Below are 24,872 nucleotides of genomic sequence, written 5' to 3' on the forward strand. Positions count from 1 at the left end.
TTATGGAAGAATTGCCTTTGATTTCTGTGGTCATGGCTACCTACAATGGGGCTCGGTTTCTTACAGAGCAATTGGAATCCATTTACGGGCAGACCTATAGGAACATAGAAATCATTGTGTGCGATGACCAGTCTTCTGACGGTACTCCTGACATTCTTGAGAGGTTTTCGCGCAGCCATGGGTTAGTATATTCTATCAATCCAACCAAGCTAGGGGTGGTACAAAATTTTGCCAAAGCCTTGACTCTGGCAAAAGGGGACTATGTAGCTTTAGCTGACCAGGACGATGTTTGGTTGCCCCAAAAGCTGTCTTTGAGTTTAAAAAAGCTTAGAACTCTGGAGCAAGACAGCTCAACAAACACTCCGGCATTGGTGTTCAGTGATCTGACGGTGGTTGACCAGGAGTTAAAACACCTCCATCCCTCCTATTGGAAATACATGAAGCTAAACCCTGATAACGTTAAGCTGAATAGGGTGTTAGTAGAGAATGTAGTCACGGGGTGTACTGTTCTCATGAACAGGGCAACCGTACAATTAGCCATACCCATTGCTCCAGAAGCAATGATGCATGATGCCTGGCTCTTGATGACTGCATCCTGTTTTGGTAAGGTAGATTATCTCTCCACTCCCACCGTCTTATACAGACAACACGCAGCTAACGTAGTGGGAGCACGCTCTATGAACCTAAGATCTAAATTCGATAGCGGAGTAATTAAGATCAGGAACAATAAATTTGGATTGTTAAATGAAGAAATCAACCAAGCAAATGCTTTCTACAAGCGCCACAGAGGCAAATTGGAGTGCTGTGCTGAGCAGAGAAATCTATTAGAGCAGTTCATCTCCTTGAAGAAGATGAGCTTTTGGAAAAAGAAACTGATACTTTTGCGGTATTCCTTCTTCAGCAATACGTTTTTTAAAAGCCTGAATGTTCTACTACGGGCATAGCAGGTTCCTTGGCTTTCTCTATGGTATCTACCCCTAAAATTTACACAATTATTGTCAACTACAAGAGCTGGCAAGACACTGTGGAATGTATTGAAAGTCTTCTAAAAATTAAGTACGCCAATAATCAAATCATTGTCATAGACAACGCCTCTCCCAACAATGCGTTTGAGGCATTAATCAACTGGGCATCTGATTACTGGACGCACGAACCAGACGCATTCGCTATTATTCCTGCAGAATACCAGGAAAGTAGCGTACCTCCAACTCATACTTTCCCAAATGCCAAACTGCTTTTATATAGATCTTCCATTAATGGGGGGTTTGCCGCGGGAAATAACATAGGCATCCGATTTGCGCTTTACCGAAACGACTTTGACTTCCTGTGGTTATTGAACAATGATACTGTGGCAGACAAAGACAGTCTTCCTGAGTTGGTGAAGGCCGCTATTTTAGCCATTAGTACGGGAAGAAAGATTGGAATGTGGGGTTCAAAACTCCTTTATTACCAGGAGCCCTCTAAAGTGCAAGCCATTGGCGGCAAGCTTAATTTAGCCACGCTTACCACCTCCCACATTGCAGAAGGTTGGGAAGACAATTCTACCGCGCTTCCGCAGGCAATAGACCCTGATTATATAGTTGGGGCCTCCATGTTCATCAGTAAAGACTTTATTGACGAAGTGGGATTGATGGATGAAACCTATTTCCTGTATTTTGAGGAATTAGACTGGGCTCAACGAGGCAAACGCCGCGGCTTTGGCTTAGGCTATGTCCCGCTGAGCAGAGTATTCCATAAAGAAGGTAAGACAATAGGTTCCAGTTCCTCCGGAGCCGGGAAAAGTGATTTGGCAGATTTCCATGGCCTTAGAAGCAAAATAATCTTTTTCAGGAAGTTTTATCCTGAGAGAACTGTCCAACTTTATGCCTCTCTGCTTACTTCTGCCTGTTTGCGTTTAGCCAGATTACAATTTAAGAGGGGGGCAGCAGTTTTTCAATTGATGTGGCGCACAAAAAACATATGACCTTTTCCTCTAGAATATCCATCGCTTATGTGTTGGTTATCGCACTGCTGGTAACAATACTGTGTAGTGGTTTTATTACCAATTTCCTTTCCTTCTCCCACTTGAATCTAGCCACTCTGCTAATTGATTGGCTTATTGCCCTTGTTCTGCTACACTTCTTTACCGGGCTTTTCTTTGCCTATTACAGAGGTCAGAAAATAAGGCGGTCACAGCTTATTGCACTGGGAATTTGGTTACTTCTGTTATTTACGACCATACTTAAGCTACTTTTTATAGATGCTAACCCGATGCTTGAAAAGCTATTGGGGTTAAGAAATAATTTGATTTATAGTTGCCTGTTTCTTTACCTGCCCTTCTTTTTGAGAAGGGAAGATAGAATTCGAACCTGCATTACTGTGATTCTCTTCGTTGGAACATTGCTTTGCCTTTTTGCCTTATTTCAATTCACTTTTTCCTCCAGTCTGCCAATGCCATACCTGGTGTTAAGAGGGGAAAGCACTTTTGGATTTTACGGAACTGAAATTGTAAGACCTACAGCCCTCCTAGGCAATACAATTATCTTCTCCAGTTTCACCGTTATTCTGGCTACCATTACTTTATCTAGGTACATGTTTACCAGAAACAAAGTATATCTGGTCCTTTTATTACTGATTCTTCTAACAAACATCCTCACCTTCACCAGAGCTGCATTGGTCGGTTTTTTTCTCTCTGGAGCCACTGTTTTGATTCTCCAGTACGGGCGTTTCACATTAGTTTATTTAATCAAAGCGTTTTCAATGCTCCTGCTCCTTCTTGTGCTCACTGTTAGCCTTGGCAGTTATTTTAAAGACACGTTTCTGGTACAAAGAATTACTGGTCAAGATGCCAGCTCTATTTCATCTACAGAAGGTCACTACACTCAAATCAGTAGTTCTTTAGACTATTTTCAAAGAAATTTATGGACCGGAGTGGGAACTGGATCGCAGGGACCCAGTAGCAGCCCTGAGCGGGTGGTTATCACCGACGGCTATTGGTTCCAGCTGTTGATGGAGAACGGGCTTCCGTTGAGCATTCTATATCTATCTTCTTTTATTTTAAGTTTCTTTTACACCCTCCGGCTCTTTTTCATAACTCATGATTTGTCCCTCAGGCAGCTTTGCCTGTGCTTCCTTGGCTGTAGTGCATACTTTTACGCGGCCAGTTTCTTGAATTCAGCTATTGCCGGAAAAGTAAATTTCATCCTCTACTGGATGATCTTTGGTTTTGTCCTTGCCCAACGTGCCATTCTAAAAGAACGTGAGAAATGCCTTCCATTGCGATAGATGCTAGAATGCTCAATGCTTCAGGAATTGGCGTTTATCTGAAGCATATTCTACCGGCGTTATGCCTTGAGTTTAAGGTGCAGGTAATGGGAAATGAGCAGGAGATAGAGCAATTTGAATGGGCAAAGCAGGTTTCTGTTATTCCCTTGAATGCGCCAATTTATTCAGTGAAAGAACAATGGAAACTCTATCAAAAAGTCCCTGCCTGTGATTTGTTTTGGTCACCGCACTACAACATTCCCCTCCTCCCCATCAAGGCTAAAAAGAGAGTGGTCACCATTCATGACACATTCCACCTTGCATACAAGCATACACTCAACTTTACGCAGAAGACCTATGCCAGCCTGTTTTTAAATGCGGCTGTCCGAATGGCAGACCAAGTACTTACCGTCTCCCGTTTCTCTGAGCAGGAAATCATCAAATACACCCGCTGTTCACCAGAGAAACTCAGTGTCATCTACAATGGCGTGGATAGAACTTGTTTCACTGAAGGGATTTCATTGTCTGAAAATGCAGACCTGAGACAAGAACTGCCAAACCTGCCAGAAAAATACATACTTTTTGTAGGTAACGTAAAGCCTCACAAGAATTTAATCACATTGCTGAGGGCTTATTCATCGCTTTCGCTTTGTTTGCAGCAGGAATACCATTTAGTGATTGTCGGCCAGAAAGATGGTTTTCTGACCCCTGACCAAGAGATTTTCCACGTACTGGAAAAGCAACCACAACTCAAAAAATTTGTGCACTTCACGGGTTTTGTGCCAGATAAACTTTTGCCCGTGCTCTATAATTGCGCATCTTTGTCGGTTTTTCCTTCCCTATATGAAGGATTTGGCATGCCTCCCTTAGAAGCCATGGCCTGTGGCTGCCCCGTGGTGGCAGCTAGGTCGGCCAGTATTCCGGAAGTATGCGCAGACGCTGTTTTGTACTTTAATCCACTACAGGCATCTGAACTAACCATTCAGATGGAGCGTGTTTTGCAAAACGTGGAGTTACAGATGGCTCTGGCGGAAAAAGGCAGAGAGCAGTGTGCAAAATTTTCCTGGGAAGCCGCAGCCAGCCAACACGTGCGTATTTTCAAAGAGCTGGTCACCTCTCCTTGATTAATAAATTTGAATTTTCATTTCTTCCGCCACAAGGGAAGAAACAAGATTAAAAGCTTTTCTCTGTGAAAGTAGCAATTGTACATGAATGGTTTGTGGATTACTCTGGCTCAGAAAGAGTGGTAGAGCAGTTATTGCAGGTATACCCGCATGCCGACCTTTTTGCAGTGATAGATTTCATGCCCCAACCGCTCCAGCAGCACATCCAACATAAATCAGTTACCACTACTTTCATCCAAAAACTCCCGTTTGCCCGTAACCATTATAGAAATTATCTATTCCTGATGCCGTTGGCCATTGAGCAGTTGGATGTGTCTTCCTATGATGTAGTCATCTCCAGTAGCCATGCCGTAGCCAAAGGAGTATTAACGCACGCAAGTCAACTGCACATTTGTTACTGTCACTCTCCAGCCCGCTATGCCTGGGATCTGTACCACCAATACTTAAATGAGACTGGCTTACGGAGCAGTTTCAAGGGTTTTCTGGCTAAACTCGTGCTGCACCGTTTCAGGAACTGGGACGCCGCTTCCGCCCAAAGGGTAGACTTTTTCATTGCCAATTCAAAGTATATAGGGCGTAGAATCAAAAAGAACTACGGGAAAGATTCAGTGGTCATCTATCCGCCGGTAGCCATAGAAAACTACGCCTTATCCCCTGCCAAGGGTGATTATTACTTTACGGCCTCCAGAATGGTTCCTTACAAACGCATTGACCTTATTGTAGAAGCGTTCTCTGCGATGCCAGACAAAAAACTAATCGTGATAGGCGAAGGCCCTGACTTTGAGAAGGTAAAAGAGCTGGCGGGTGCTAATGTAACATTGCTCGGGTACCAGCCTTATGACGTATTACGGACCCACATGCAGCAGGCCAGAGCGTTTGTCTTTGCTGCCGAGGAAGACTTTGGAATTACTCCCGTGGAGGCACAGGCTTGCGGAACCCCAGTCATTGCGCTCGCCAAAGGTGGCGCCTTGGAGACGGTCACGTCAGAAACCGGTGTTTTCTTTGATACCCAAGATAAAAACAGCATTATAGAGGCCGTACAAAGATTTGAGGAAAAGGAGTCTTCTTTCAACCCACAGTTAATCCGGAAATCAGTAGAGAAATTCAATCAGATTAGATTCAGAGACGAACTACGGCAATTTGTTATGGAAAAATACCATGAATTTAGGCAAAGCTTATAGCCAGGGAGAAGATAAGCTATCTAGCATTTATATTCTTCTCCTCTACCTTTATGCCTTTTCTCTTCCGCTTAGGTTTAACCTGAAGGGAATCCTGCTACTGGTGCTCATTGGGCTGTTTCTCTGGCGGTCTTTCCAGAAGCAAGTGCACTGGAGGTCCATTTTCCAAAACGCTACCTTCAGAATTTTAAGTGCCTATTTACTGCTGTGTGGCATATCTATGCTAGTGAGCGCGTCTCCCCAAAAGGCAGTACGGTTTGTGACCTTACAAGCCATGCTTCCGGTGCTGACAGTTTTGTTTTACCGCCAACTTTCCCGGCGACAGGTCCATAACACTTTGTTTGCCTTTACTTTTAGCTGCTTTCTGCTGTCATTGCACTCCTTGTACGTGATTGGCATGGAATATTCCAGAGAAGAAGTAGGCCGTCTTGCGCCGTTTCCCAACATTGACTGGAACTATATTTCCCATTTTATGCCTCATCGGGCAGATTTCCATGCCCCCTATTACAGCTTTTATATAGGTGTCTGCTTAATTATCCACTCTTATTTCCTGTTTAACACCTCGTTCATCCGCCAGCGGAAAGACTTTTTCCTACATCTTTTTCTGTTTCTTTACTTTTTCGCTTTCCAGGCGCTGCTAGCCTCCAGAACAGCCTTGGTAGCCACCGTCTTTTTTATGGCGTTGGTGGCTCTGTATCTTTCTGTGAGAGCCGGAAAGTACGTTCTGGTTCTAGCCGTGATTCTTGTCACTGTGAGCAGCAGCCTGCTGGTCTACCAGAATGTGTCTTACTTGAAGAAAAAAATCAGCACGGGCACTGGAGTGAGCCAAAGGGAAATAATGTGGCGCTCTGCCATTGATCTTATTGGGGAGCACCCGATGCTGGGCACTGGCACCGGAGACATAGAAGAGGCACTGGTAACAAAATACCGGCAATACCACTTCCAGGAGGGGGTAGACGTTAGGCTTGATGCCCACAATCAGTACCTGATGCACGGGGCTTCAATGGGCTTGATGGGCGCCTTTATGCTTCTGCTCCTTTTCCTGCATCTGCTCTTGAAAGCATACCACACCAAAGATTATATCTTGTTTACAGTTGTGGCAGTCTTTGCTATCTGTTGCATCACCGAGTCTATGTTGCAGAGAAGAGATGGTACGCTACTATTCGCCTTTATGGCTGCTCTATTGCTTTTTGCTCCCAAAGAGCATATTTCCTCTGCAACACCTGCTGCATCTAAATCATAAGTTCACAGCACATATGTACTGTAGGCTTGCGTTTAGCGGCTATTTTTTCAAAAATAGCCGCTAAACGCAAGCCTACTTTTCCTCATCGGGAAGAGAAAAATACATTTGCTCTATAATATTTTCCCAAATTTTGTACGATGCTTCATGTGCGTTTAGCGGCTGTTTTTCTGAAAACAGCCGCTAAACGCACATGAGGCACAAGGCTCAACTCATCCCTGAATTTGCTATCTTCGCGGCGTTAGTATTTTCAGCATGAGCAAAGACAAACCTTCAATCCCCAAGGGCACCCGTGATTTTGGGCCCGCCACGGTGGTGAAACGTAATTATATTTTCTCCGTCATCCGGAGCACCTTTGAGAAATTTGGGTTTCTACCGCTTGAGACGCCCGCCATGGAGAACCTCTCGGTGCTGACCGGCAAATACGGCGATGAGGGTGACCAGTTGATCTTCAAGATCCTGAACTCCGGTGATTTCCTAAGCAAAGTATCGGGGCAGGACATAGAACAAGGCTATAAGCCACTCACCCGCAAAATCTCTGAGAAAGCCCTGCGCTATGACCTCACCGTGCCTTTCGCCCGCTACGTGGTCATGAACCGCAATGACATCGCCTTCCCCTTCAAACGCTATCAGATACAGCCCGTGTGGCGCGCAGACCGTCCGCAGCGGGGCCGCTACCGCGAGTTCTTCCAGTGCGATGCCGATGTGGTGGGCACCAATTCCCTGTTGTGCGAAGCTGAGATTATCCTGATGATGGACGAAGTACTCAGCACACTGGGCCTAGATGACTTCACCATCAAATTCAACCACCGGGGCTTATTGGCGGGTATTGCCGAGGCTATTGGGGCCAACGGGCGCGAGGCTGATCTCTGCGTGGCCATTGACAAGCTGGACAAAATAGGCCAGGACGCCGTAAACCAGGAACTGTTGCAGAAAGGCTTTACAGAAGACGCTATTTCTAACCTGCAACCAGTCTTCGCTTTAACCGGCGACATTGCTGATTTACTGCCGCAGTTAGACACCCTGCTCCAGAATTCTGCTGAAGGGCAGCGAGGGTTGCAGGACATCCGCGGGATGTTGTCTTACCTGGAGAGCTTCACCGTGCAGAAAGCTAAGATACAGCTGGATGTTACCTTAGCCCGGGGCCTCTCCTATTACACCGGCTGTATTTTTGAGGTGAAAGTGAACAACGTGCAGATGGGCAGCATCAGTGGCGGTGGCCGCTATGACAACCTAACGGGCATGTTCGGGTTACCGGGTGTGTCTGGGGTGGGTTTTTCCTTTGGCGTAGACCGCATCTTTGACGTTCTGGAGGAACTGAACCTGTTCCCGCAGGAAAGCCAGACCATTACCCAGGTGCTCATCTCCAACTTTGATGAAGCTTCCATGCGCTACTCCCTGCCGGTATTGCAGGCACTGCGCGCCGCCGGTATCTCCACGGAGTTATACCCAGAAGCCGCCAAGCTGAAAAAGCAGATGGCTTACGCCGATCAGAAGAGAATCCCGTACGTGCTGCTCATTGGTTCAGAGGAAATGGAGAGCGGCAACCTGAACCTGCGCAACATGCGCACCGGCTCACAGCAGAGTTTACCCTTGGCAGACATTCTTCAACAGTTGCAGAAATAAATATAGTTATGGCGCATGAGCACCTGATTTCCCTGACTCCCCTCACCCTTGATGAGGTCAAGAAGATCTTGCAAGGCCACACCACGCTGGCTCTTTCTGAGGAGGTGGAACAGCGGATTGTGCGCAGCCATGACTACCTGCACCATCACTTGAAAGCCGCGCCAAATCCGGTGTATGGCATCAACACCGGGTTTGGCGCGCTTTGCAACACTTCCATTTCGCCAGATCACCTGGAAGCCCTGCAACGCAACCTCATGATGTCACACGCCTGCGGAACCGGGGAAGAAGTCCCCGCCGAGGTGGTGAAACTCATGCTTTTCCTCAAGGTGCAGTCTCTGGGCTACGGCTACAGCGGCGTACAACTGACCACCGTGCACCGTCTGCTTTCGTTCTTCAACCGGGACATATACCCCGTGGTGTACCAGCAAGGTTCCTTGGGGGCCAGCGGCGATTTGGCTCCTTTGGCCCATCTTTGCCTGCCCCTGATTGGTTTAGGGGAAGTACGGTTTCAGGAATTCAAACTGAAAGGCCACGAACTACTGGAAATTTTCAGCTGGGAGCCCATCCGGTTACAGGCGAAGGAAGGGCTGGCGCTCCTGAACGGCACCCAACTAATGTCGGCGTACGGGTCTGTGATTTGTCTTAAGGCCAGACAGCTTTCCGTAGCCGCCGATGTAGTGGCCGCCCTCTCTCTGGAAGCTTTTGATGGGCTAAAGGCTCCTTTTTCGGCCCAGATCCATCAGGTAAGGCCACATACTGGACAGATTAAATCGGCGGCGCGCATTTTGCAGTTGCTGGCAGACAGCGAACTCCAGCAGCAGCCCAAGCAACAGGTGCAGGACCCTTATTCCTTCCGGTGCGTCCCGCAGGTGCATGGCGCCAGTTTAGATGCCCTGGCCTACGCCGAACAAGTCTTCACCACTGAGATCAACTCAGTGACCGACAATCCTAATATTTTCCCCGATGAGGAACTGATTCTCTCCGGCGGGAACTTCCACGGGCAGCCGCTGGCCCTGGCGCTTGATTTCCTGAGCATCGCCTTGGCGGAATGGGGCAGCATCTCGGAACGGCGCACTTTTCAATTGATTTCGGGGCAGCGGGGCTTGCCGCAGTTTCTAATCCAGGAGCCTGGCCTTAACTCGGGTTTTATGATTCCGCAATACACGGCTGCTTCCATCGTTAGCCAGAATAAGCAGTTATGTACCCCGGCCAGTGTAGATTCCATTGTCTCGTCCAACGGGCAGGAAGACCACGTGAGCATGGGCGCCAACGCCGCCACCAAAGCGTACCAGGTGGTGCAGAACGTGGAGCGCATTCTGGCCATTGAACTGATGGTGGCCGTGCAGGCGCTGGAGTTTAGGCGGCCACTGCGCACTTCGCCGGTACTGGAGAAACTGGTGGCCGCGTACAGAATGCAGGTGGCACCGCTGGAACAGGACCGCGTGCTGCACCCAGACATGGAGAAGAGCATCAGATTTATCCAGAACTTTCCTTTTGAAGAATTATTGACGTGAAAATACGGGTTCTAGTAACGTTCATCTGGTGTTTAAGCAGCCTCAGCGCATGGGCGCAGGATTTTCTAGCCTATAATGAACGGAACCAACCTGTAACCGTGCTTTGCGTGGGGGAACGTATTACTTTCAGAGACAATACCCCAAGAAGCAACGACCCTAACTTCTCAGAATTCTACGATTTTGACGCCGATGATAACCAAGAGAAGTTTGAAGACCCGGTACATGTGTTCACCATACCCGGCGAATACACGGTAACGCAGCTCGCCTACGGATATGAGCAGCGACAACGCACTTTCACGGTGAAAGCCAATGCCCCGGCTACGTCCCCGGTACTACAGAAGCTTACCCTGCTACCAACCGGAATTGAGCTGCAACTGAATACCTCTGGGGTAAATGACCTGGTTCTGGAGAGGGCTTCCTCTTCTTCCGGTACGTTCACAGTCATCCAAACACTCACGGCAGTACCTCAGGGTGAAAGCCCGCACCTCCTTTCCATAGATCCTAATGCCGGTTGTTACCGGGTACGGGTTACCAATACGTGCTCAGGACGGCAAGATATTGTCTCTTCCACGGTGTGTAGCCAAGCACTATTTGTAACTGCTGGTAACCGCGTGAACCAACTTTCCTGGGCCGCTAATGCCAGTTCAGGTTCTGTTAGCTCGTACCAACTGCTTCGGGGTGGTCAGCCCTACAAAACCTTCCTCAATACTCAAACCTCCTTCACAGACACAGAAGTGGCCTGCGGCCGATTGTACACCTACCAGTTGGTGGCACTGCTGCCAAACAACGTGCAAAGTGCCTCGGTACCGGTACAGGTAGAAACACAGGGCTCCACTCCCCCGGCTGCTCCTTTTTTGGTCGCCAGCTTTGATTTACAGAACAGGGTAATGCTGCAGACGGTGGTACCCGACCAGGAAACCTTCAAAGAACAGACCATCTACCGGAGCCAGGGAAACGCTGGTTTTGCCCAGATTTCAGAAAAACAGTCCCTAAACGCCCTAGACTCCACTTCCCCTGCGCTTTCGGCACCGCTCTGCTACCAAGCAACGTATACAGATTCCTGCTCCCAAACCTCGGGGCGCAGTAACAGTGCCTGTCCGGCCATTCTAACCGCTACCTTTCAGGCGGAGGGGAGTGTGCAGCTCACCTGGAATGCTTATGAAGGTTTCCCTGCCGGGGTGGGAACGCAGACCCTGGAGTTGCTGGACGAGCAGGGACAGGTATATTGGAGCACTCCCGTGACCGGGCAATCGTACCTGGATGAAAAGCCGCAGACTACGTACCAGCGCTTAACGTACCGGTTATTGTCAAAAGCCCAGGATGGTTCTTACCAGAGTTACTCCAACACCGCCACGGCAGACCAAGCCTTTCAATTCCACTTCCCCACGGCCTTCAGCCCCAATGCCGATGGCCTGAACGATGTCTTCAGACCGGTGGGTTCTCCCTTCGCCTCCTCCTTCACCTTGCAGGTACTCAACCGCTGGGGGCAGATCATCTTTGAAAGCAAAGACCCCAAAAATGGCTGGGACGGCACCTACCAAGGCAAACCCGCCCCGCCCGAAACCTACCTCTTCCGCATGGAAGCCAAAGATGTGAACGGCAAACGCATCACCCAGAAAGGCACCGTTACCTTGGTGAAATAGCGCTTAGGGGCTACTTTTAGAAAAACAGGCTCTAAACGCAAAGCTTGTGCATTACCCGGTACCTGCATGGGCTACTTTCACTTCCTCTATTCCCGCAAAATGGTGTACTTTTGGCCCTGGAAGCGGACACGGAATATCTATGGGCCCGGTTTTCGCGTTAAGCTAGATAAACCTAAAAAAGGAGACAGTTATGTTTGACATGTTCGGGATGATGAACAAGGTGAAAGAGATGCAGGCCAAGATGAAAGAGGCCCAGGACAATCTCAAGCACATTAGAGTAACCGCGGAGGCCGGCGGCGGCATGGTGCAGGCCACGGTTAGCGGCGAACGCCGATTGCTGAAAGTGGAGTTCGATGAATCGCTCATGAACCCCAACGATAAAGAGATGCTGGCAGATTTAGTGGTGGCGGCCGTGAACAAAGCCCTGGACGAAGCCGGAGAACGGGCCAAAGAAGAAATGAAGAAGCACACCGAAGGCATGTTACCCAACATTCCGGGCCTAGATCTGAGCAGCTTTGGCTTATAGAACGCCTACGGTAGCGGTGGTCATCCTGAACTGGAACGGCCGCCGCTGGCTGGAACAGTTCCTGCCCTCGGTGTTGCAGCACAGCCCCACGGCCCAAGTCATTGTGGCCGACAATGCCTCCTCAGATGACTCTGTTCCGTTCCTGAAGCAAAAGTATCCGGAGGTGCCCTTGATCCTGCTGCCGGAAAACTACGGTTTCTGCGAAGGCTATAACCAGGCGCTGCGGCAGGTGGAGGCAGAGTATTTCGTGCTGCTCAACTCAGACGTGGAAGTAACCCCCAACTGGCTGGACCCTTTGGTGACGTTGCTGGAACAGAATCCTCAGATTGCCGCCTGCCAACCAAAGATCAAATCCTTCCACCAACGGTCTCACTTTGAATATGCCGGCGCGGCGGGCGGTTTTCTGGACGCCTATGGCTATCCTTTCTGCCGCGGTCGGCTGTTTGACACGCTGGAGGAAGACCAAGGCCAGTATGATGACGTACGTCCGGTTTTCTGGGCCACGGGGGCTTGTCTGTTCATCAGGGCCAGTGCCTATTGGCAAGCCGGAGGTCTGGAAAAGGAATTCTTCGCGCACATGGAGGAGATTGACCTTTGCTGGCGCCTGCAGAACCTGGGCTACCAGATCTACTACCACGGGCAAAGTACAGTGTACCACGTGGGCGGCGGCACCTTACCCAAGGCTAATCCCAGAAAGACCTTTCTTAATTTCAGGAACGGGGCGGCTCTGCTCTACAAGAATTTGGCCCCGCAGGAACTGAATCAGATTCTGTACACCCGGCTGGTGCTGGACGGTGTGGCGGCGGCGCAGTATTTCCTGAAAGGCGAATGGAAAGAGGTACAGGCTATTTACAAGGCCCACCGGCAGTTCTTTGCGGGCCAGAAGTACTGGAAAACCAGGAGGCAGGAAGCAAGCGTGCAGAAACCCACCCGCCTGCTTATGGGCTGGGTGCCCCAAAGCGTGGTGTGGCAGTATTTTGTGAAAGGGAAAAAGACGTTCTCGGCCTTAGACATCCCAGACCGTACTCCGCTCCCGGCGTAGGTGCTTTCTCACGTTCAGCCAGAAAGCCAGCACCAGGTACACCAACAACGGCGACCCGAACGTTAGAAACGAAAGGTAGATGAAATACAGCCTGATGCTGCTGGTGGCTAACCCTAACTTTTCGCCTAGTTTGGTGCACACCCCAAAGGCTTGGGTTTCCAGGAAGTGCTGTACGTTTTTCATGGTTTGAAAAGTTAAACCCCTTTGATACCTAAATTTACAAATTCTCCCGTAACTTTCCTCTTGGAAACGATTCACATTTGAAACTGGTAACGTTCATATACGTTTCTTGTTGTTATTAAGATATGCCGCTAGCTTTTCCCCGTCTTTTCCCTCTATATAGTATCCTCACCGCTTCTCTTGTTCTTTCAGGGTGCACGTTGTCCAGAATGGCCAAAAAAGCCGAGAAAGGCCAAACCATTACGGCGCAACCCCAGGTTTTGATGCTGCGCGGGAATCAGGTGCCGGTGGAAGTGCAGGCCCAGTTACCCAAGAACCTGCTCCGCAACGACTACCGCTACGGCATACGGGTATATTACAAGGCAGACAAGGGCGTGGAAGAACACGTAGGCTCCCTGGGCTTCGATTTTGGGAACTACGGTTTTGACAACGGCAAGCCCACCATGCGCAGCACCTTCTCATTTCCCTACTCCCCTTCCAAGATACGGGGGCAGCTGATGGCGCAGGGCGTGGTGTCAGATGCCAAGGGCCGGAAGAAATACACCAAACCCAAAGCCATTGCGCAAGGCATCCTCACCACCTCCCAACTGACCCAGACGGTATTCGCGCCGGCGTATGCGCCCGAAGAGTTTAAGAACGAAGCTCCCGGCCCTTTGCGCTTCCCTATCTATTTTGACCAGGGACTGGCTACGCTTCGGCATGGGTACGGCACCAATCTGCAGTTGCTGGAGGAGTTCATCCGGTCCAACCAGAAGACGCACAAAATAGAGATCCTTTCCACGCATTCGCCAGATTCCCTGGAAACCACCACCCGCAACCTGGCCGCCCGCCGGGCCGTGGCCGTGGAGCGGTTCATCAAGCAGAAAATAGAAACGGAGGCGTACAACAACTCCGTGGCCAAAATTAAGTTCGACCTGCGCACGCTCCAGCAGAACTGGACCGCGTTTTTGGGTAGAGTGCAGAATTCGGCGCTGCCCGAAGCCCAGGTGCAGCAGATCCTGGACATTGTGAACGGCCGCGGAAGCTTTCTGGAGAAGGAGAGAAAGTTGCAGGCCCTGCCCGCCTACGATTACATCCAGATGTACGTGTACCCGGTGTTGCGCTACACCGAGGTGACCGTGGAATACCAGCCCAACCTGCGCCGCGACTACGAAATTTACCTGCTGGCCAAGAAAGTGGTGGAGAACCGGGCCAACGCCGATGTGCTCACCGCCGAGGAAATGCAGTACGCCGCCACCCTCACCCCGCTTTTAGCCGAGAAAAAACGTATCTATGAGTCTGCCGTGGAAACGTACATGAACTGGCAGTCGCTCAACAATCTGGGCATGGTCTACTATGAGCAGGCGCAAAAAGAACTCAAGCCTAAGGTTCGGCAAGCTCTGTTGGAGAACGCCATCCTGAACCTGCGCTACGCCGCCCACCGCAAACCCACCGCCCAGCAGTTCTACAACCTGGCGGTAGCCCACCACCAGCACGGCGATCCGCTGGAGGCCCTGCAAAGCTATGACTACGCCATTAGGCTAGGCGGTCCGCTGCCCATCCTGCAACAGGTGTTCACAGACAAAGCCGCCCTGGAACTGAGCATTGGGCAATATGATGACGCCGTGGGCAGCCTTTCCTACGCCGGCAAAGGCTACGCGGCCCAGTTCAACATGACGCTCCTGTATTTCCTGAAGGAGAACTACGAGGGTGCCGCTGCGCTGGGGCAGAAACTGCTGGAAGAATACCCCCATGACGCCAACACCCACTACCTCATGGCCGTGATCAGCGCCCGCAGCCAAAACGAGGAAAGCATGGCCCTGCACCTGAAACAAGCCATCAAAGCCAAGCCCGCCCTGGCCGGCAAAGCCATAGACGATCTGGAGTTCCAGCAGTACCACAAGTCGGCGGCGTTTGCCCAAGCCATGAAACCATAGAGCCGTTTAGGGGCTGTTTTTGGAAAAACGGCCCCTAAACATAATCCCGCAGATACTTCACCCCAAACCGAGATGCGTTTTTTTATTTGTGGCGCATGTCTTAATTTTACCTTTTAGATAGACGTAGAAAAATCTTACTATGCGAACTATACAATTCAGAGAGGCATTGCGTGAGGCAATGAGCGAAGAAATGCGCCGCGACCCAAAGGTGTTCCTGATGGGCGAGGAAGTTGCCCAATACAATGGTGCCTACAAAGTAAGCCAAGGCATGCTGGACGAGTTTGGTCCTGAGCGCGTGATTGATACCCCCATTGCTGAGCTGGGTTTTGCCGGTATAGGCGTGGGAGCGGCCATGAACGGTCTTCGCCCTATCATTGAGTTCATGACCTTCAACTTCTCATTGGTAGCCATTGACCAGGTGATCAACTCCGCGGCTAAGATGATGTCCATGTCTGGCGGGCAGTACTCCTGCCCTATGGTGTTCAGAGGACCAACCGGTAACGCCGGCATGCTGTCTTCCCAGCACTCTCAGAACTTTGAAAACTGGTACGCCAACACCCCAGGCTTGAAAGTAGTAGTACCCTCCAACCCATATGACGCCAAAGGTCTTATGAAGACCGCCATCCGCGACAACGACCCAGTGATCTTCATGGAGTCTGAGTTGATGTACGGCGATAAAGGCGAAGTTCCGGAGGAAGAATACCTGATTCCTATCGGCGTAGCCGATACCAAGCGCAAAGGAAATGACGTAACCATCGTTTCCTTCGGGAAAATGGTGAAACTAGCGCTTCAGGCCGCTGAGGAATTAGCCAAAGACGGCGTGGACGCTGAGGTGATCGACCTTCGTTCCGTACGTCCTATTGACTACAACGCTATTATTGAGTCTGTGAAGCGCACTAACCGTCTGGTGGTGGTGGAAGAGGCGTGGCCATTGGCTTCCATCTCTTCTGAGATTGCTTTCCACGTGCAGCACCAGGCCTTTGACTTCTTAGACGCTCCGGTGAAACGCGTCACCTGCCGCGACGTTCCGCTTCCGTACGCCCCTACCCTCATTGAGGCGTCTCTGCCAAACGTGCAGCGCATCATGCAGGCGGTAAAAGAAGTAACTTACGCAAAAGCCTAAGCGCCCAGCGCAATAAAACCGGGAGCCGACCATTCTATTATTGGTCGGCTCTTGTTTTTAAGGTGTTTTGGGCCTGATTTCAGAAAAAGAGCCTCTAAACGGGAATGATTCAGAAAATGCTGAAGATAAAATTTTTGGCGGCCGTACTGCTGGCGGGTGCCCTGAGCGCTTGTACAGAGACATCCAAGCTGGAGGAGGTGGTGATGCCGGTAGCCGTTGAGGAAACGGCGGGCTTTCCAAGGCAGCCCATCAAAACCGATACCACTTATACCTTGCGGGTGCTCTATAGGCCAGAGAACGGCTGTGGGCGTTTTGCCCGCCTAGACTCTGTGCTGGAAAACCCCAATAAGAGGCTCATGACGGTTTTTGCCGCCTACCCCGTTGAAGGCCAGGAAGCCATCTGTTCAGACCAAGCCAGGTTGATCTCGGTCTCGTTCAAGTTTAGGGCACAGGAACCAGGTAAATATTATTTCCATTTCTGGCAGTCTAGTGGCACTGTTCTGATAGACTCTTTGGAAGCGCGGTAATACCTGTTTCTCCGTCCTCTTATAAAACGAATCTCCTGCGTTTAGGGGCTGTTTTTGGAAAAACAGCCCCTAAACGCAGGAGATTCGTTTGCTTTGATACCTTATGCTAATTGCAGGCGCGCGATGTAGTGGTCGTCTTCTTCCTGTAAAAGTAGTTCGGCGGTGAAACCGGCTTCCTCAGCGTATTGCTGCAAGAGGTCAAAATCAATGAACAGCCAAGGGAAAGGGGCACCCCGCTCCTGCCCAAACGCCATCATGTAAATAAGCTCACCATAATAGGCGCCATTCAGGTCCAGCACGACAGAGCCGTCCTCCTCCTGGTACAGGTAAAGAATATCAGAAGACTCCAGCAGCATCTGCCCGCCTGGGGCGAGCCATTTTTTGCAGGTGGCCAGAAAATGGGGCAGATTTTCCAGCGTACCCGCCAGGCCAATGCCGTTCATAAGGAGCAGCAGCGTGTCATGGGGAGTCGCCGGCAAGGAGAAAAAATCGCCTTCCAGCACTTTCTTGACACCCCGCTCTCTCTGCACCGCACAGGCCAGCGGTGAAATCTCCAGCGCAGTTACGTCCAGCCCTCTCTCCTGGAGCGCCAGCGCATGTGAACCGGCTCCGGCGCCAATGTCCAGCACCCGTCCCCGCGCCAGACCAAGGGCAAACTGCTCCCGCTCCGGCATTTCACTCTCTTCCCTGAACAGGTAGGCCGCCGGCAGTTCATCGGCCTCCAGTTGGTCGGCATACACGGTGACCGCTGCTTTTTTGTTTCCGGCCCAGTACGCGCTAATGGCACGGCCCATTGGGTCTGGTAGCTTCTTTTCCATAATCATGAGTTGCGAGGCAAAAGTAGTGATTCTTCGCCATTCCTGTGGCTGCATGAAATAAAGGGCAGAAAAGGCAACTAAAATTACTTTATCGTGTAATAAGAGCCATTCATCGAAATTTTGCCCTCCCGGGCGATCTTTATCACCAACTTTAATCTTATGTCTGCTGTGAGCTTCCTTTGACCAGGCAGAATTCACGCATCTGACACTTATACCCCATAAGCCACGTGCAAAATATTATTCAAGATTCAAACGCAGAGGCCCTCCGTCTGGAGAGTCTTGCTTCATACCATATATTAGATACTGAAAGAGAAGAGGCCTTTAATGATCTTGTAAATCTCGCGGCATCTATTTTCAAGGTTCCCATTGCCATGATTTCCTTCATGGATGCCGAGCGCCAGTGGGTGAAAGCCAACACGGGACCTGAGATAAAGGAATTGGCGCGGGAGCTATCCTTCTGCAACCCTACCCTTGAGAGCGACGACATCCACGAAATCCCAGATACCCGTTTATCTTTCCGTTTTGCAGAAAATCCGGTAGTCACTGCAGAAAATGGTATCCGGTTTTACGCCGGGGCTCCTCTGATCACTAAAACTGGCTACCGTATTGGAACCCTCTGTATTCTGGACATGCACCCCCGCTCGCTTACCCCAGAGGAACGGGTAATGCTCCGGACACTGGCCGATCAGGTAATGCCCCGTCTGGACCTGTACCAGCAGGAACGGGAACTGGAGAAGAAAACCCAAAGCACTTTAGCCTACGCCAAAAAACTGGATGACTACCGGGCAGAATTAGAACAGATAGCTTATGCCGTAGCCCATGAGCTGAAATCACCGCTGAGGGCCATCAACAACTTGGCAGAATGGGTTTCTGAAGAACTGGACGATTGCGCCTCCTCTGAAATTAGGAAAAAACTCTCCCTGATGCGGGACCGGGTACTCCGCCTGGAGAATTTGTTCAATGGTCTGCTTGACCTTGCCAAAGTTAGTAGAGGGATTGCTGGTCCACAGGAGGTGAACACGTATAAGATGGTTTCCCAACTGGTGGCATCACTCCAGAAGAAGCATCCCTTCACGGCTTCGGTGTCTTACATGCTCCCCACTATCTTGGCTGAGAAAACGGCTTTGGAGACTGTTTTTCTGCATCTTCTTAAAAATGCGGTAGAACATAACCCGCAGGAAGATCTCAAAATTGAAGTAGGATATGAGTTGACACCAGACAAAATGCACCAATTCTACATTCAGGACAATGGAACTGGCATAGCACCCGCCTACCATGAGCAAATCTTTGGAATATTCAAAACTATCCATAACCAAGACAGACAGAACAATACAGGCATAGGCTTAACTTTAGTGCGTAAAATAGTAAGGGAAAGAGAAGCCAGGGTATGGGTAGAATCTACAGAAAATACAGGAACAAGATTTTATTTTACATGGCCAGTCTAAAAATAGGAGAAATATAATATTGCTTCCTGTTCATCTTGTATCTTTACCCTGCCGCAAAACCGGTATTTCTCCGCAACAGGGAAGCACTATGAAATTAATTACCACCATTTACCTTGCCATAGGCATCGTTTTGGTTATGCTCAGTATTGTTACATTTGGGTACATACAGCAAACCAAAGAAGTAAAACAGAGCATTGCAGAGGTATTAGAAACGTCTAATATTATTCGCGAAAGCGAGCAAGCCCAAAAATTAATCATTGACATGGAGACTGGGTTGCGCGGGTACCTGCTCACAGGTAGAAAGGTTTTTCTGGAGCCTTATGACGCAGGAAAAGTCACTTTTGCCCAAACCATAGCGCGTTTAGACTCCATCACCAAAGATTATAAGGTGCAGAACCAGCTGGTGCGTGACATAAAAGATATTGCTACACACTGGCAAACCACGTTCTCTGAGCCTTTGATCAAAAGCAGGGCCTCCTCCCATTTAGGCCACAGCTTCAAAGCACATTATGATTCTGTCTATTCCAACACGGTTCTGCTTGGCGTTGGCAAGGGCATTATGGACAAAGCCCGTAACAAATTTGACCTCCTGGAGAAGGAGGAGGAGTTATTGCAGGCCTCACGGCTTAAAGAACTGGATTCCTCCTTACAATTAACCAATATTGTTGCTATTGGGCTTACCCTTCTTTCTATTGCCATTGGTGGTTTCTTAGCCTATGTACTGGGGAGAACCATCAGGAACCGTTTCCAGCGCATGAACAATCTGGCCCTCAGCATTGCCCAAGGGAAATATGATGTATCACTCACAGACCACAAGCACGATGAGATCAGTGGTTTAACCCATTCCTTGAACATCATGGCCGAAAAGTTGCAAAGCAGTTTCACGCACCTTACCAAGGTGAACCAGGAGCTGGACCAATTTGCCTACGTAGTTTCCCATGACCTGAAGGCACCTTTAAGAGCCATCAACAACCTGGCCGAGTGGATTGAGGAAGATTTGCAGACCGATGACAAGGAAATCCTCCAGAACTTCTCCACGCTCAGGGGCCGGGTGCACCGCATGGAAAACCTGATTAACGGAATACTGGAGTATTCTCGCATCGGCCGCAAAGCCTTACCAACCAGTACTTTTTCGGTGCAGGACATGCTGAAGGAAGTACTGGAGAATCTGGCTCCGCCTGCCTCCTTCACCGTGAAAGCCTCCACGGAGCTTCCCGTCATTACTGCAGAACGCACGTTGTTCTACCAAGTGCTTTCCAATTTGCTCAGCAACGCCTTTAAATACCACCACACCCAACAGGGCAATATTGAAATAAGGGCGAAGGAGCTACCCAGCCATTACCTCTTTGAGGTACAGGACGACGGCCCGGGCATTCCTAAAGAATATCAGCAAAAGGTTTTCACCATTTTTCAGACCATGGAAGCCCGTGACGTGAAAGAAAGTACCGGCGTAGGACTCTCCATTGTGAAGAAAATCGTAGAGGAAAAAGGTGGCCAGATCTGGATAGATTCAGACGGAAGCTCAGGCACTACCTTTCTCTTCACCTGGCCCAAATCTCACGCACTTACTTCTACTCCCCCAAAAACTTCTGCATCATGAAGAAAGAACTGACCTGCGAACAACAGCTGGAAGACCTGAAACAAGAGTATGAGGAGTTTGCCTACATTGTCTCCCATGACTTAAAAGCCCCCTTGCGGGCCATTAGCAACCTCAGCGGCTGGATCAAAGAAGATTTAGGTGACCAGATGGACGAAGATGTCCAAAACAACATCTTACTGCTCCAGAACCGGGCAGAGCGTTTAGAACGCATGATCAACGGCCTTCTCACCTTCTCCCGCATTCCCAGAATGGATCTGGAAGTACGAGAGGTAAATGTAGAGAGCTTGGTGGCTGAAATTTCCGCCACCTTCAGAGAAACCTATCAGGCAGAGGTGCACACTTCCGCCTTGCCCACCTTCACCACTTATTCAAAAAAGTTGGAGACGGTCTTACACCACTTAGTGCAAAATGCCGTAAAATTTAACGTGCGCGAGACTCCGCAGGTATGGGTGGAAGCTTCTGAGCAAGAGGATGCCTTTGTGTTCACGGTATGCGATAATGGGATGGGCATTCCGGCAGATATACAGGAAAAGGTCTTCAAGATGTTTTATACCGTGCAGCCCAAAGACAAAGAAGAGAATCTGGGAGTGGGCCTCACCATCTGCAGAAAGATAGTGCAGTTCGTGGGCGGGGATATCACCCTTACTTCTACCCCTGAAATAGGAACGGAAGTACAGGTTTACTGGCCCAAACACGTCAATACACCGGCTACTCAAAATTTATAATAACAGAATACTCTTTAATTTAAACCTAGCTCAAAAGCGAAGAACCCAGACAAATGAAGTTCTGTTGGCAGCGAGTTATACAGCAAACTATGGAAGAGAAAGTAGTGAATATTTTGCTCGTGGAAGATGACGAGGTAGATATCATGAATGTGCAGCGGGCATTCAGAAAAAATAACATCAACAATCCCTTACACGTGGCCCATAACGGGCTGGAGGCGCTTGAAATGCTACGTTCAGGCTCTGTTCCCATGCCCCCCATCATTATCCTGGACATTAACATGCCTAAGATGAATGGGATTGAGTTTCTGCAGGAAATACGCAAAGACCCGGCCCTGAACCGCCTGAGTGTATTTGTCATGACCACCTCCAATGAAGACAGCGACAAGATAAATGCCTATAACCTGAACGTTGCCGGTTATATCTTAAAGCCACTGTCTTTTGAGAAATTCCTTTCTGCGGTGGCTACTTTAGACAGGTACTGGAAATTATGTGAGCGCCCTTGAGCAGACTCATATTAATTTGCTATTTTTAATGGTCCTTTGCCTTTAACCTCAACTTTTACTGTCTTGCAAAGCAAACAAGTCCACATTCTGCTGGTGGAAGATGATCCATTGGATGTAGCCACTATCACCGGTGCCTTACATGACCGTGAGGGCGAAACGGTTATTCATGTGGCGCATGATGCGGAAAAAGCACTGGACATGCTACAGGGAAATGGGCAGCCTGCCCTCGTCCCTACCCCCCAGATCATACTGCTCAACCTTAAATCATCAGAGCAAGATAGCATGTCTTTCCTGAAGGAGCTAAGGCAAGACAGCCGCCTGCGGTTTTGCAGCGTATTCATCATGACAAACCAAAGCACCAAGGAAGACATCCAGAAAGCATATAGCTTCAATGTAGCCGGCTATATCATTAAACCTATTCAGCATGATTCTTTCTTAGAGTGCCTGGCAACCCTTCATTCTTACTGGAATCTGATTGAACTCCCTTACTAGTAACCGTCCTAGCCCAGAACCTAAGGTCAGACTGCTCATTGTTGATGACGATGAAGTAGACCGCATGATCATTAAACGGTCGTTGCGTACGGCCAAGGTGGAGGCCACTGTGCAGACTGCCGCGTTGGGAGCAGAAGCCCTGGAGGCACTGGAGCAGGAAACTTTTGACTTCATCTTCATTGACTTCATGCTACCCGACATGAACGGGCTGGAGTTGCTGCAGATCATACGGGAAAAAGGCATTACCACCCCCGTGCAGGTCGTGACTTCGCAGGGCGATGAACGCATTGCCGTGGAAGCCATGAAGACTGGGGCCTCAGACTATTTGCCTAAAACTCTGCTTACCCCAGAAGGTATTTCGCAGAGCATCAGGTCGGCTATCAGGCTGCACAGAATTGAGCAGGAGCGGCTGCAGACGCAGGAGCAACTAGCCACCACGCAGAAGCAGCTGGACACGGTGATCAGCGGGGCGCCTATCATCCTGTGGGCCACTGATCAGGATGGAATCATCACCATGAGCCGGGGCAATGGCCTCTCGCTCATTGGCAAACGAGACGGAGAGTCGGTGGGGCGGTCTATTTTTGAGGCCTATGAGAATTATCCGCCAGTTATTTCCTGCGTACGCCGCACGTTAAAGGGGAGCCAGTCTAAGTGCACCGTCAATTTGCAAGGCGTTTGGCTAGACAGCCTTTTCCTGCCCTTAACCAATGCGTCTGGGGAGCCCAACGGCATCATTGGTGTTTGTTATGATATTACCGAGCGCATCCTTATTGAGGAGGAGCTGAAGAAAGCCAAAGACGAAGCCTTGAGCATGGCCCAGGTGAAGGAGCAGTTCCTAGCCAACATGAGCCATGAGATCAGAACCCCCATGAACGGGATTTTAGGGTTGACTGAAGTCCTCAGCAAGACCCCCCTCAACGAGCAACAGAAAGAATACTTGGGGGGTATCCAAACCTCGGCCAGCAACCTCATGGTCATCATCAATGACCTGCTGGACTTCTCTAAAATAGAGGCCGGCAAAATCACGTTTGAGTACATTCCCTTTGATTTAAGGAAACAGCTAAAACAACTGCTGGACATTCTGGACATTAAAGCCAGGGAGCGCCAAAACTCGCTGAAGCTTCTCTTCGATGATGCCATCCCGCAGGTGGTGGAAGGAGATCCGTTCAGGCTGAGCCAGATTCTGAACAACCTCATTGGCAACGCAATCAAGTTCACAGAAAAGGGATTTGTACGCCTGAACGTGGAGGTGTTGGCCCAGGAGGGGGATCTGTTCCAGATTGAATTCACGGTGAAAGACACTGGCATTGGTATTCCGGAAGAGAAACTGAGTTCCATCTTTGAGAAATTTACCCAGGGCAGCAACGACACCAGCCGTAAATTTGGGGGGACCGGCCTGGGTTTGTCCATTGCCAAAGAGCTAATAGAGGCCCAAGGCGGGCGTATAACCGTAGAAAGTGAATTGGGCAGAGGCAGCATATTTCGGTTTGTGCTTCCGTTTAAGAAAGTAGACGAGTCTCAGGAACAGCCCGCGCTTTCCTCTCCCCTGCCCGGATATAACCCAAAATTACTGCGCAACGCCAGAATATTGCTGGTAGAAGACAATTCCATTAACCAACTGCTGGTAAATAAAATATTGCGTGACCAAGGCATTCATGTTTCTATTGCCAACAACGGGCACGAGGCCATAGCGCTGCTGCAGGAACACTCATTCCACCTGATCTTGATGGACATGCAAATGCCTGAGATGGACGGTTATGAAGCCATGCAGTATATTAGGGGACAAATGCCCGCCCACAAAGACATTCCCATCATTGCCTTAACCGCCCATGCATCAAAAGGAGAAGTGGGTAAATGTCTGGAAGCCGGGGCTAATTCTTTCATCTCCAAACCATTCAAGGCAGATGAGCTGTTGAATGAGATCTCTGCGTTACTGCATTTTGCCGAATTTAAGCAACCTATGGCCGCTGTACCTGCTGAGGCAAACGGCGTAACCGTTGACCTGACCTATCTGAAGCACTTTGCCAACGGAAACACTGACTTCATGCAGGATATTCTGCATCTTTTCATTGAGCAGACACCAGGACAAGTACAGGAACTTGCCATAGCCATTTCTGCCGGAAACTGGCCGGAAACCAGAACCATTGCCCATAAGATAAAACCGTCGCTGGCCTTGGTGGGTATTCAGAAACTGGAAGACCTGAACTACAACATTGAACAATCTGCACTTCACCTTTCCAACTTGGATAAACTCCCGCTGCTGGTGCAGCAAATGACAACGCTGGTGAATCAATCTATTGCCCAGCTACGGCTAGAACTGGAACGGCTGCAGAAAGAATCATAAGCAAGTATTCTGTTTTCAGGCTTTTTTGAGAAAAATGGCCGCTAAACGCACTTAACCATCGGT

22 protein-coding genes are annotated in these 24,872 nt (G+C 49.6%); 20 read left to right on the forward strand and 2 right to left on the reverse strand.

Annotated elements, in window-relative coordinates; genetic code table 11:
• Positions 1-2: 2 nt before the first annotated feature.
• From EFA69_RS18255 to EFA69_RS18305, 11 genes are all read left to right on the forward strand, one after another.
• On the forward strand, positions 3-944 hold the full coding sequence (locus EFA69_RS18255) for a glycosyltransferase family 2 protein (RefSeq protein ID WP_123134496.1): 942 nt from the start codon (positions 3-5) through the stop codon (positions 942-944).
• Between the two features lie 80 nt (positions 945-1,024).
• The gene (locus EFA69_RS18260) at positions 1,025-1,963 is read left to right on the forward strand and encodes a glycosyltransferase family 2 protein (RefSeq protein ID WP_183906863.1); all 939 of its coding nucleotides are present in this window, start codon (positions 1,025-1,027) and stop codon (positions 1,961-1,963) included.
• A complete protein-coding gene (locus tag EFA69_RS18265; protein WP_123134498.1) occupies positions 1,960-3,264 on the forward strand; it encodes an O-antigen ligase family protein in 1,305 nt (434 codons plus the stop codon). The genes EFA69_RS18260 and EFA69_RS18265 overlap by 4 nt, the downstream gene beginning before the upstream one ends.
• Positions 3,246-4,367 carry a glycosyltransferase family 4 protein gene (locus EFA69_RS18270; protein WP_221175769.1) on the forward strand — a complete coding sequence of 374 codons (1,122 nt, stop codon included), beginning with the start codon at positions 3,246-3,248 and terminating at the stop codon, positions 4,365-4,367. Before EFA69_RS18265 ends, EFA69_RS18270 begins: the two co-directional genes overlap by 19 nt.
• A gap of 65 nt (positions 4,368-4,432) precedes the next feature.
• Complete coding sequence (locus EFA69_RS18275; RefSeq protein ID WP_123134499.1) at positions 4,433-5,548, forward strand: glycosyltransferase family 4 protein; 1,116 nt, start codon at positions 4,433-4,435, stop codon at positions 5,546-5,548.
• Between the two features lie 256 nt (positions 5,549-5,804).
• Positions 5,805-6,788 (forward strand): O-antigen ligase family protein, encoded by a 984-nt coding sequence (locus EFA69_RS18280; RefSeq protein WP_221175770.1) that lies wholly within the window; start codon positions 5,805-5,807, stop codon positions 6,786-6,788.
• A 252-nt stretch (positions 6,789-7,040) separates the two neighbouring features.
• Positions 7,041-8,411 (forward strand): histidine--tRNA ligase, encoded by a 1,371-nt coding sequence (gene hisS, locus EFA69_RS18285; RefSeq protein WP_123134501.1) that lies wholly within the window; start codon positions 7,041-7,043, stop codon positions 8,409-8,411.
• 8 nt (positions 8,412-8,419) lie between these two features.
• Entirely contained in the window at positions 8,420-9,925 is a 1,506-nt protein-coding gene (gene hutH, locus EFA69_RS18290; RefSeq protein WP_123134502.1) for a histidine ammonia-lyase, read from the forward strand.
• Complete coding sequence (locus EFA69_RS18295; protein ID WP_123134503.1) at positions 9,922-11,568, forward strand: T9SS type B sorting domain-containing protein; 1,647 nt, start codon at positions 9,922-9,924, stop codon at positions 11,566-11,568. Before hutH ends, EFA69_RS18295 begins: the two co-directional genes overlap by 4 nt.
• Before the next feature lie 190 nt (positions 11,569-11,758).
• The gene (locus EFA69_RS18300) at positions 11,759-12,094 is read left to right on the forward strand and encodes a YbaB/EbfC family nucleoid-associated protein (RefSeq protein ID WP_123134504.1); all 336 of its coding nucleotides are present in this window, start codon (positions 11,759-11,761) and stop codon (positions 12,092-12,094) included.
• Complete coding sequence (locus EFA69_RS18305) at positions 12,084-13,136, forward strand: glycosyltransferase family 2 protein (protein ID WP_245964627.1); 1,053 nt, start codon at positions 12,084-12,086, stop codon at positions 13,134-13,136. The genes EFA69_RS18300 and EFA69_RS18305 overlap by 11 nt, the downstream gene beginning before the upstream one ends.
• On the opposite strand, the gene EFA69_RS18310 is transcribed toward EFA69_RS18305, so the two are convergent.
• Positions 13,101-13,319, reverse strand: a complete 219-nt coding sequence (locus EFA69_RS18310; protein ID WP_123134505.1) for a PspC domain-containing protein — start codon at positions 13,317-13,319, stop codon at positions 13,101-13,103. The genes EFA69_RS18305 and EFA69_RS18310 overlap by 36 nt on opposite strands.
• A gap of 206 nt (positions 13,320-13,525) precedes the next feature.
• Here EFA69_RS18310 and EFA69_RS18315 point away from each other — a divergent pair, with 206 nt between their 5' ends.
• From EFA69_RS18315 to EFA69_RS18325, 3 genes are all read left to right on the forward strand, one after another.
• A complete protein-coding gene (locus EFA69_RS18315; protein ID WP_123134506.1) occupies positions 13,526-15,232 on the forward strand; it encodes a tetratricopeptide repeat protein in 1,707 nt (568 codons plus the stop codon).
• Between the two features lie 139 nt (positions 15,233-15,371).
• Positions 15,372-16,355, forward strand: coding sequence for a pyruvate dehydrogenase complex E1 component subunit beta (locus EFA69_RS18320; protein ID WP_123134507.1), 984 nt, complete (start codon positions 15,372-15,374; stop codon positions 16,353-16,355).
• Positions 16,356-16,459: 104 nt separating this feature from the next.
• On the forward strand, positions 16,460-16,882 hold the full coding sequence (locus EFA69_RS18325) for a hypothetical protein (protein ID WP_123134508.1): 423 nt from the start codon (positions 16,460-16,462) through the stop codon (positions 16,880-16,882).
• A gap of 101 nt (positions 16,883-16,983) precedes the next feature.
• Here EFA69_RS18325 and EFA69_RS18330 read toward each other — a convergent pair whose 3' ends face one another.
• On the reverse strand, positions 16,984-17,754 hold the full coding sequence (locus tag EFA69_RS18330; RefSeq protein ID WP_245964628.1) for a class I SAM-dependent methyltransferase: 771 nt from the start codon (positions 17,752-17,754) through the stop codon (positions 16,984-16,986).
• Between the two features lie 173 nt (positions 17,755-17,927).
• Between EFA69_RS18330 and EFA69_RS18335 the strand changes: the two genes are divergently transcribed.
• The 6 genes from EFA69_RS18335 (at position 17,928) to EFA69_RS18360 (ending at position 24,809) form a co-directional block, all read left to right on the forward strand.
• On the forward strand, positions 17,928-19,145 hold the full coding sequence (locus tag EFA69_RS18335; protein ID WP_123134509.1) for a sensor histidine kinase: 1,218 nt from the start codon (positions 17,928-17,930) through the stop codon (positions 19,143-19,145).
• Between the two features lie 88 nt (positions 19,146-19,233).
• The gene (locus tag EFA69_RS18340) at positions 19,234-20,745 is read left to right on the forward strand and encodes a sensor histidine kinase (RefSeq protein ID WP_123134510.1); all 1,512 of its coding nucleotides are present in this window, start codon (positions 19,234-19,236) and stop codon (positions 20,743-20,745) included.
• On the forward strand, positions 20,742-21,470 hold the full coding sequence (locus EFA69_RS18345) for a sensor histidine kinase (protein ID WP_123134511.1): 729 nt from the start codon (positions 20,742-20,744) through the stop codon (positions 21,468-21,470). The genes EFA69_RS18340 and EFA69_RS18345 overlap by 4 nt, the downstream gene beginning before the upstream one ends.
• Positions 21,471-21,559: 89 nt before the next feature.
• Entirely contained in the window at positions 21,560-21,973 is a 414-nt protein-coding gene (locus EFA69_RS18350; RefSeq protein ID WP_123134512.1) for a response regulator, read from the forward strand.
• 63 nt (positions 21,974-22,036) lie between these two features.
• Positions 22,037-22,465: a response regulator gene (locus tag EFA69_RS18355; RefSeq protein ID WP_183906866.1), complete on the forward strand. Its 429-nt coding sequence runs from the start codon at positions 22,037-22,039 to the stop codon at positions 22,463-22,465.
• The gene (locus EFA69_RS18360; RefSeq protein WP_123134514.1) at positions 22,449-24,809 is read left to right on the forward strand and encodes a hybrid sensor histidine kinase/response regulator; all 2,361 of its coding nucleotides are present in this window, start codon (positions 22,449-22,451) and stop codon (positions 24,807-24,809) included. The genes EFA69_RS18355 and EFA69_RS18360 overlap by 17 nt, the downstream gene beginning before the upstream one ends.
• Positions 24,810-24,872 lie beyond the last annotated feature (63 nt).

Source organism: Rufibacter immobilis (assembly GCF_003721565.1).
Classification (GTDB): Bacteria; Bacteroidota; Bacteroidia; order Cytophagales; family Hymenobacteraceae; genus Nibribacter; species Nibribacter immobilis.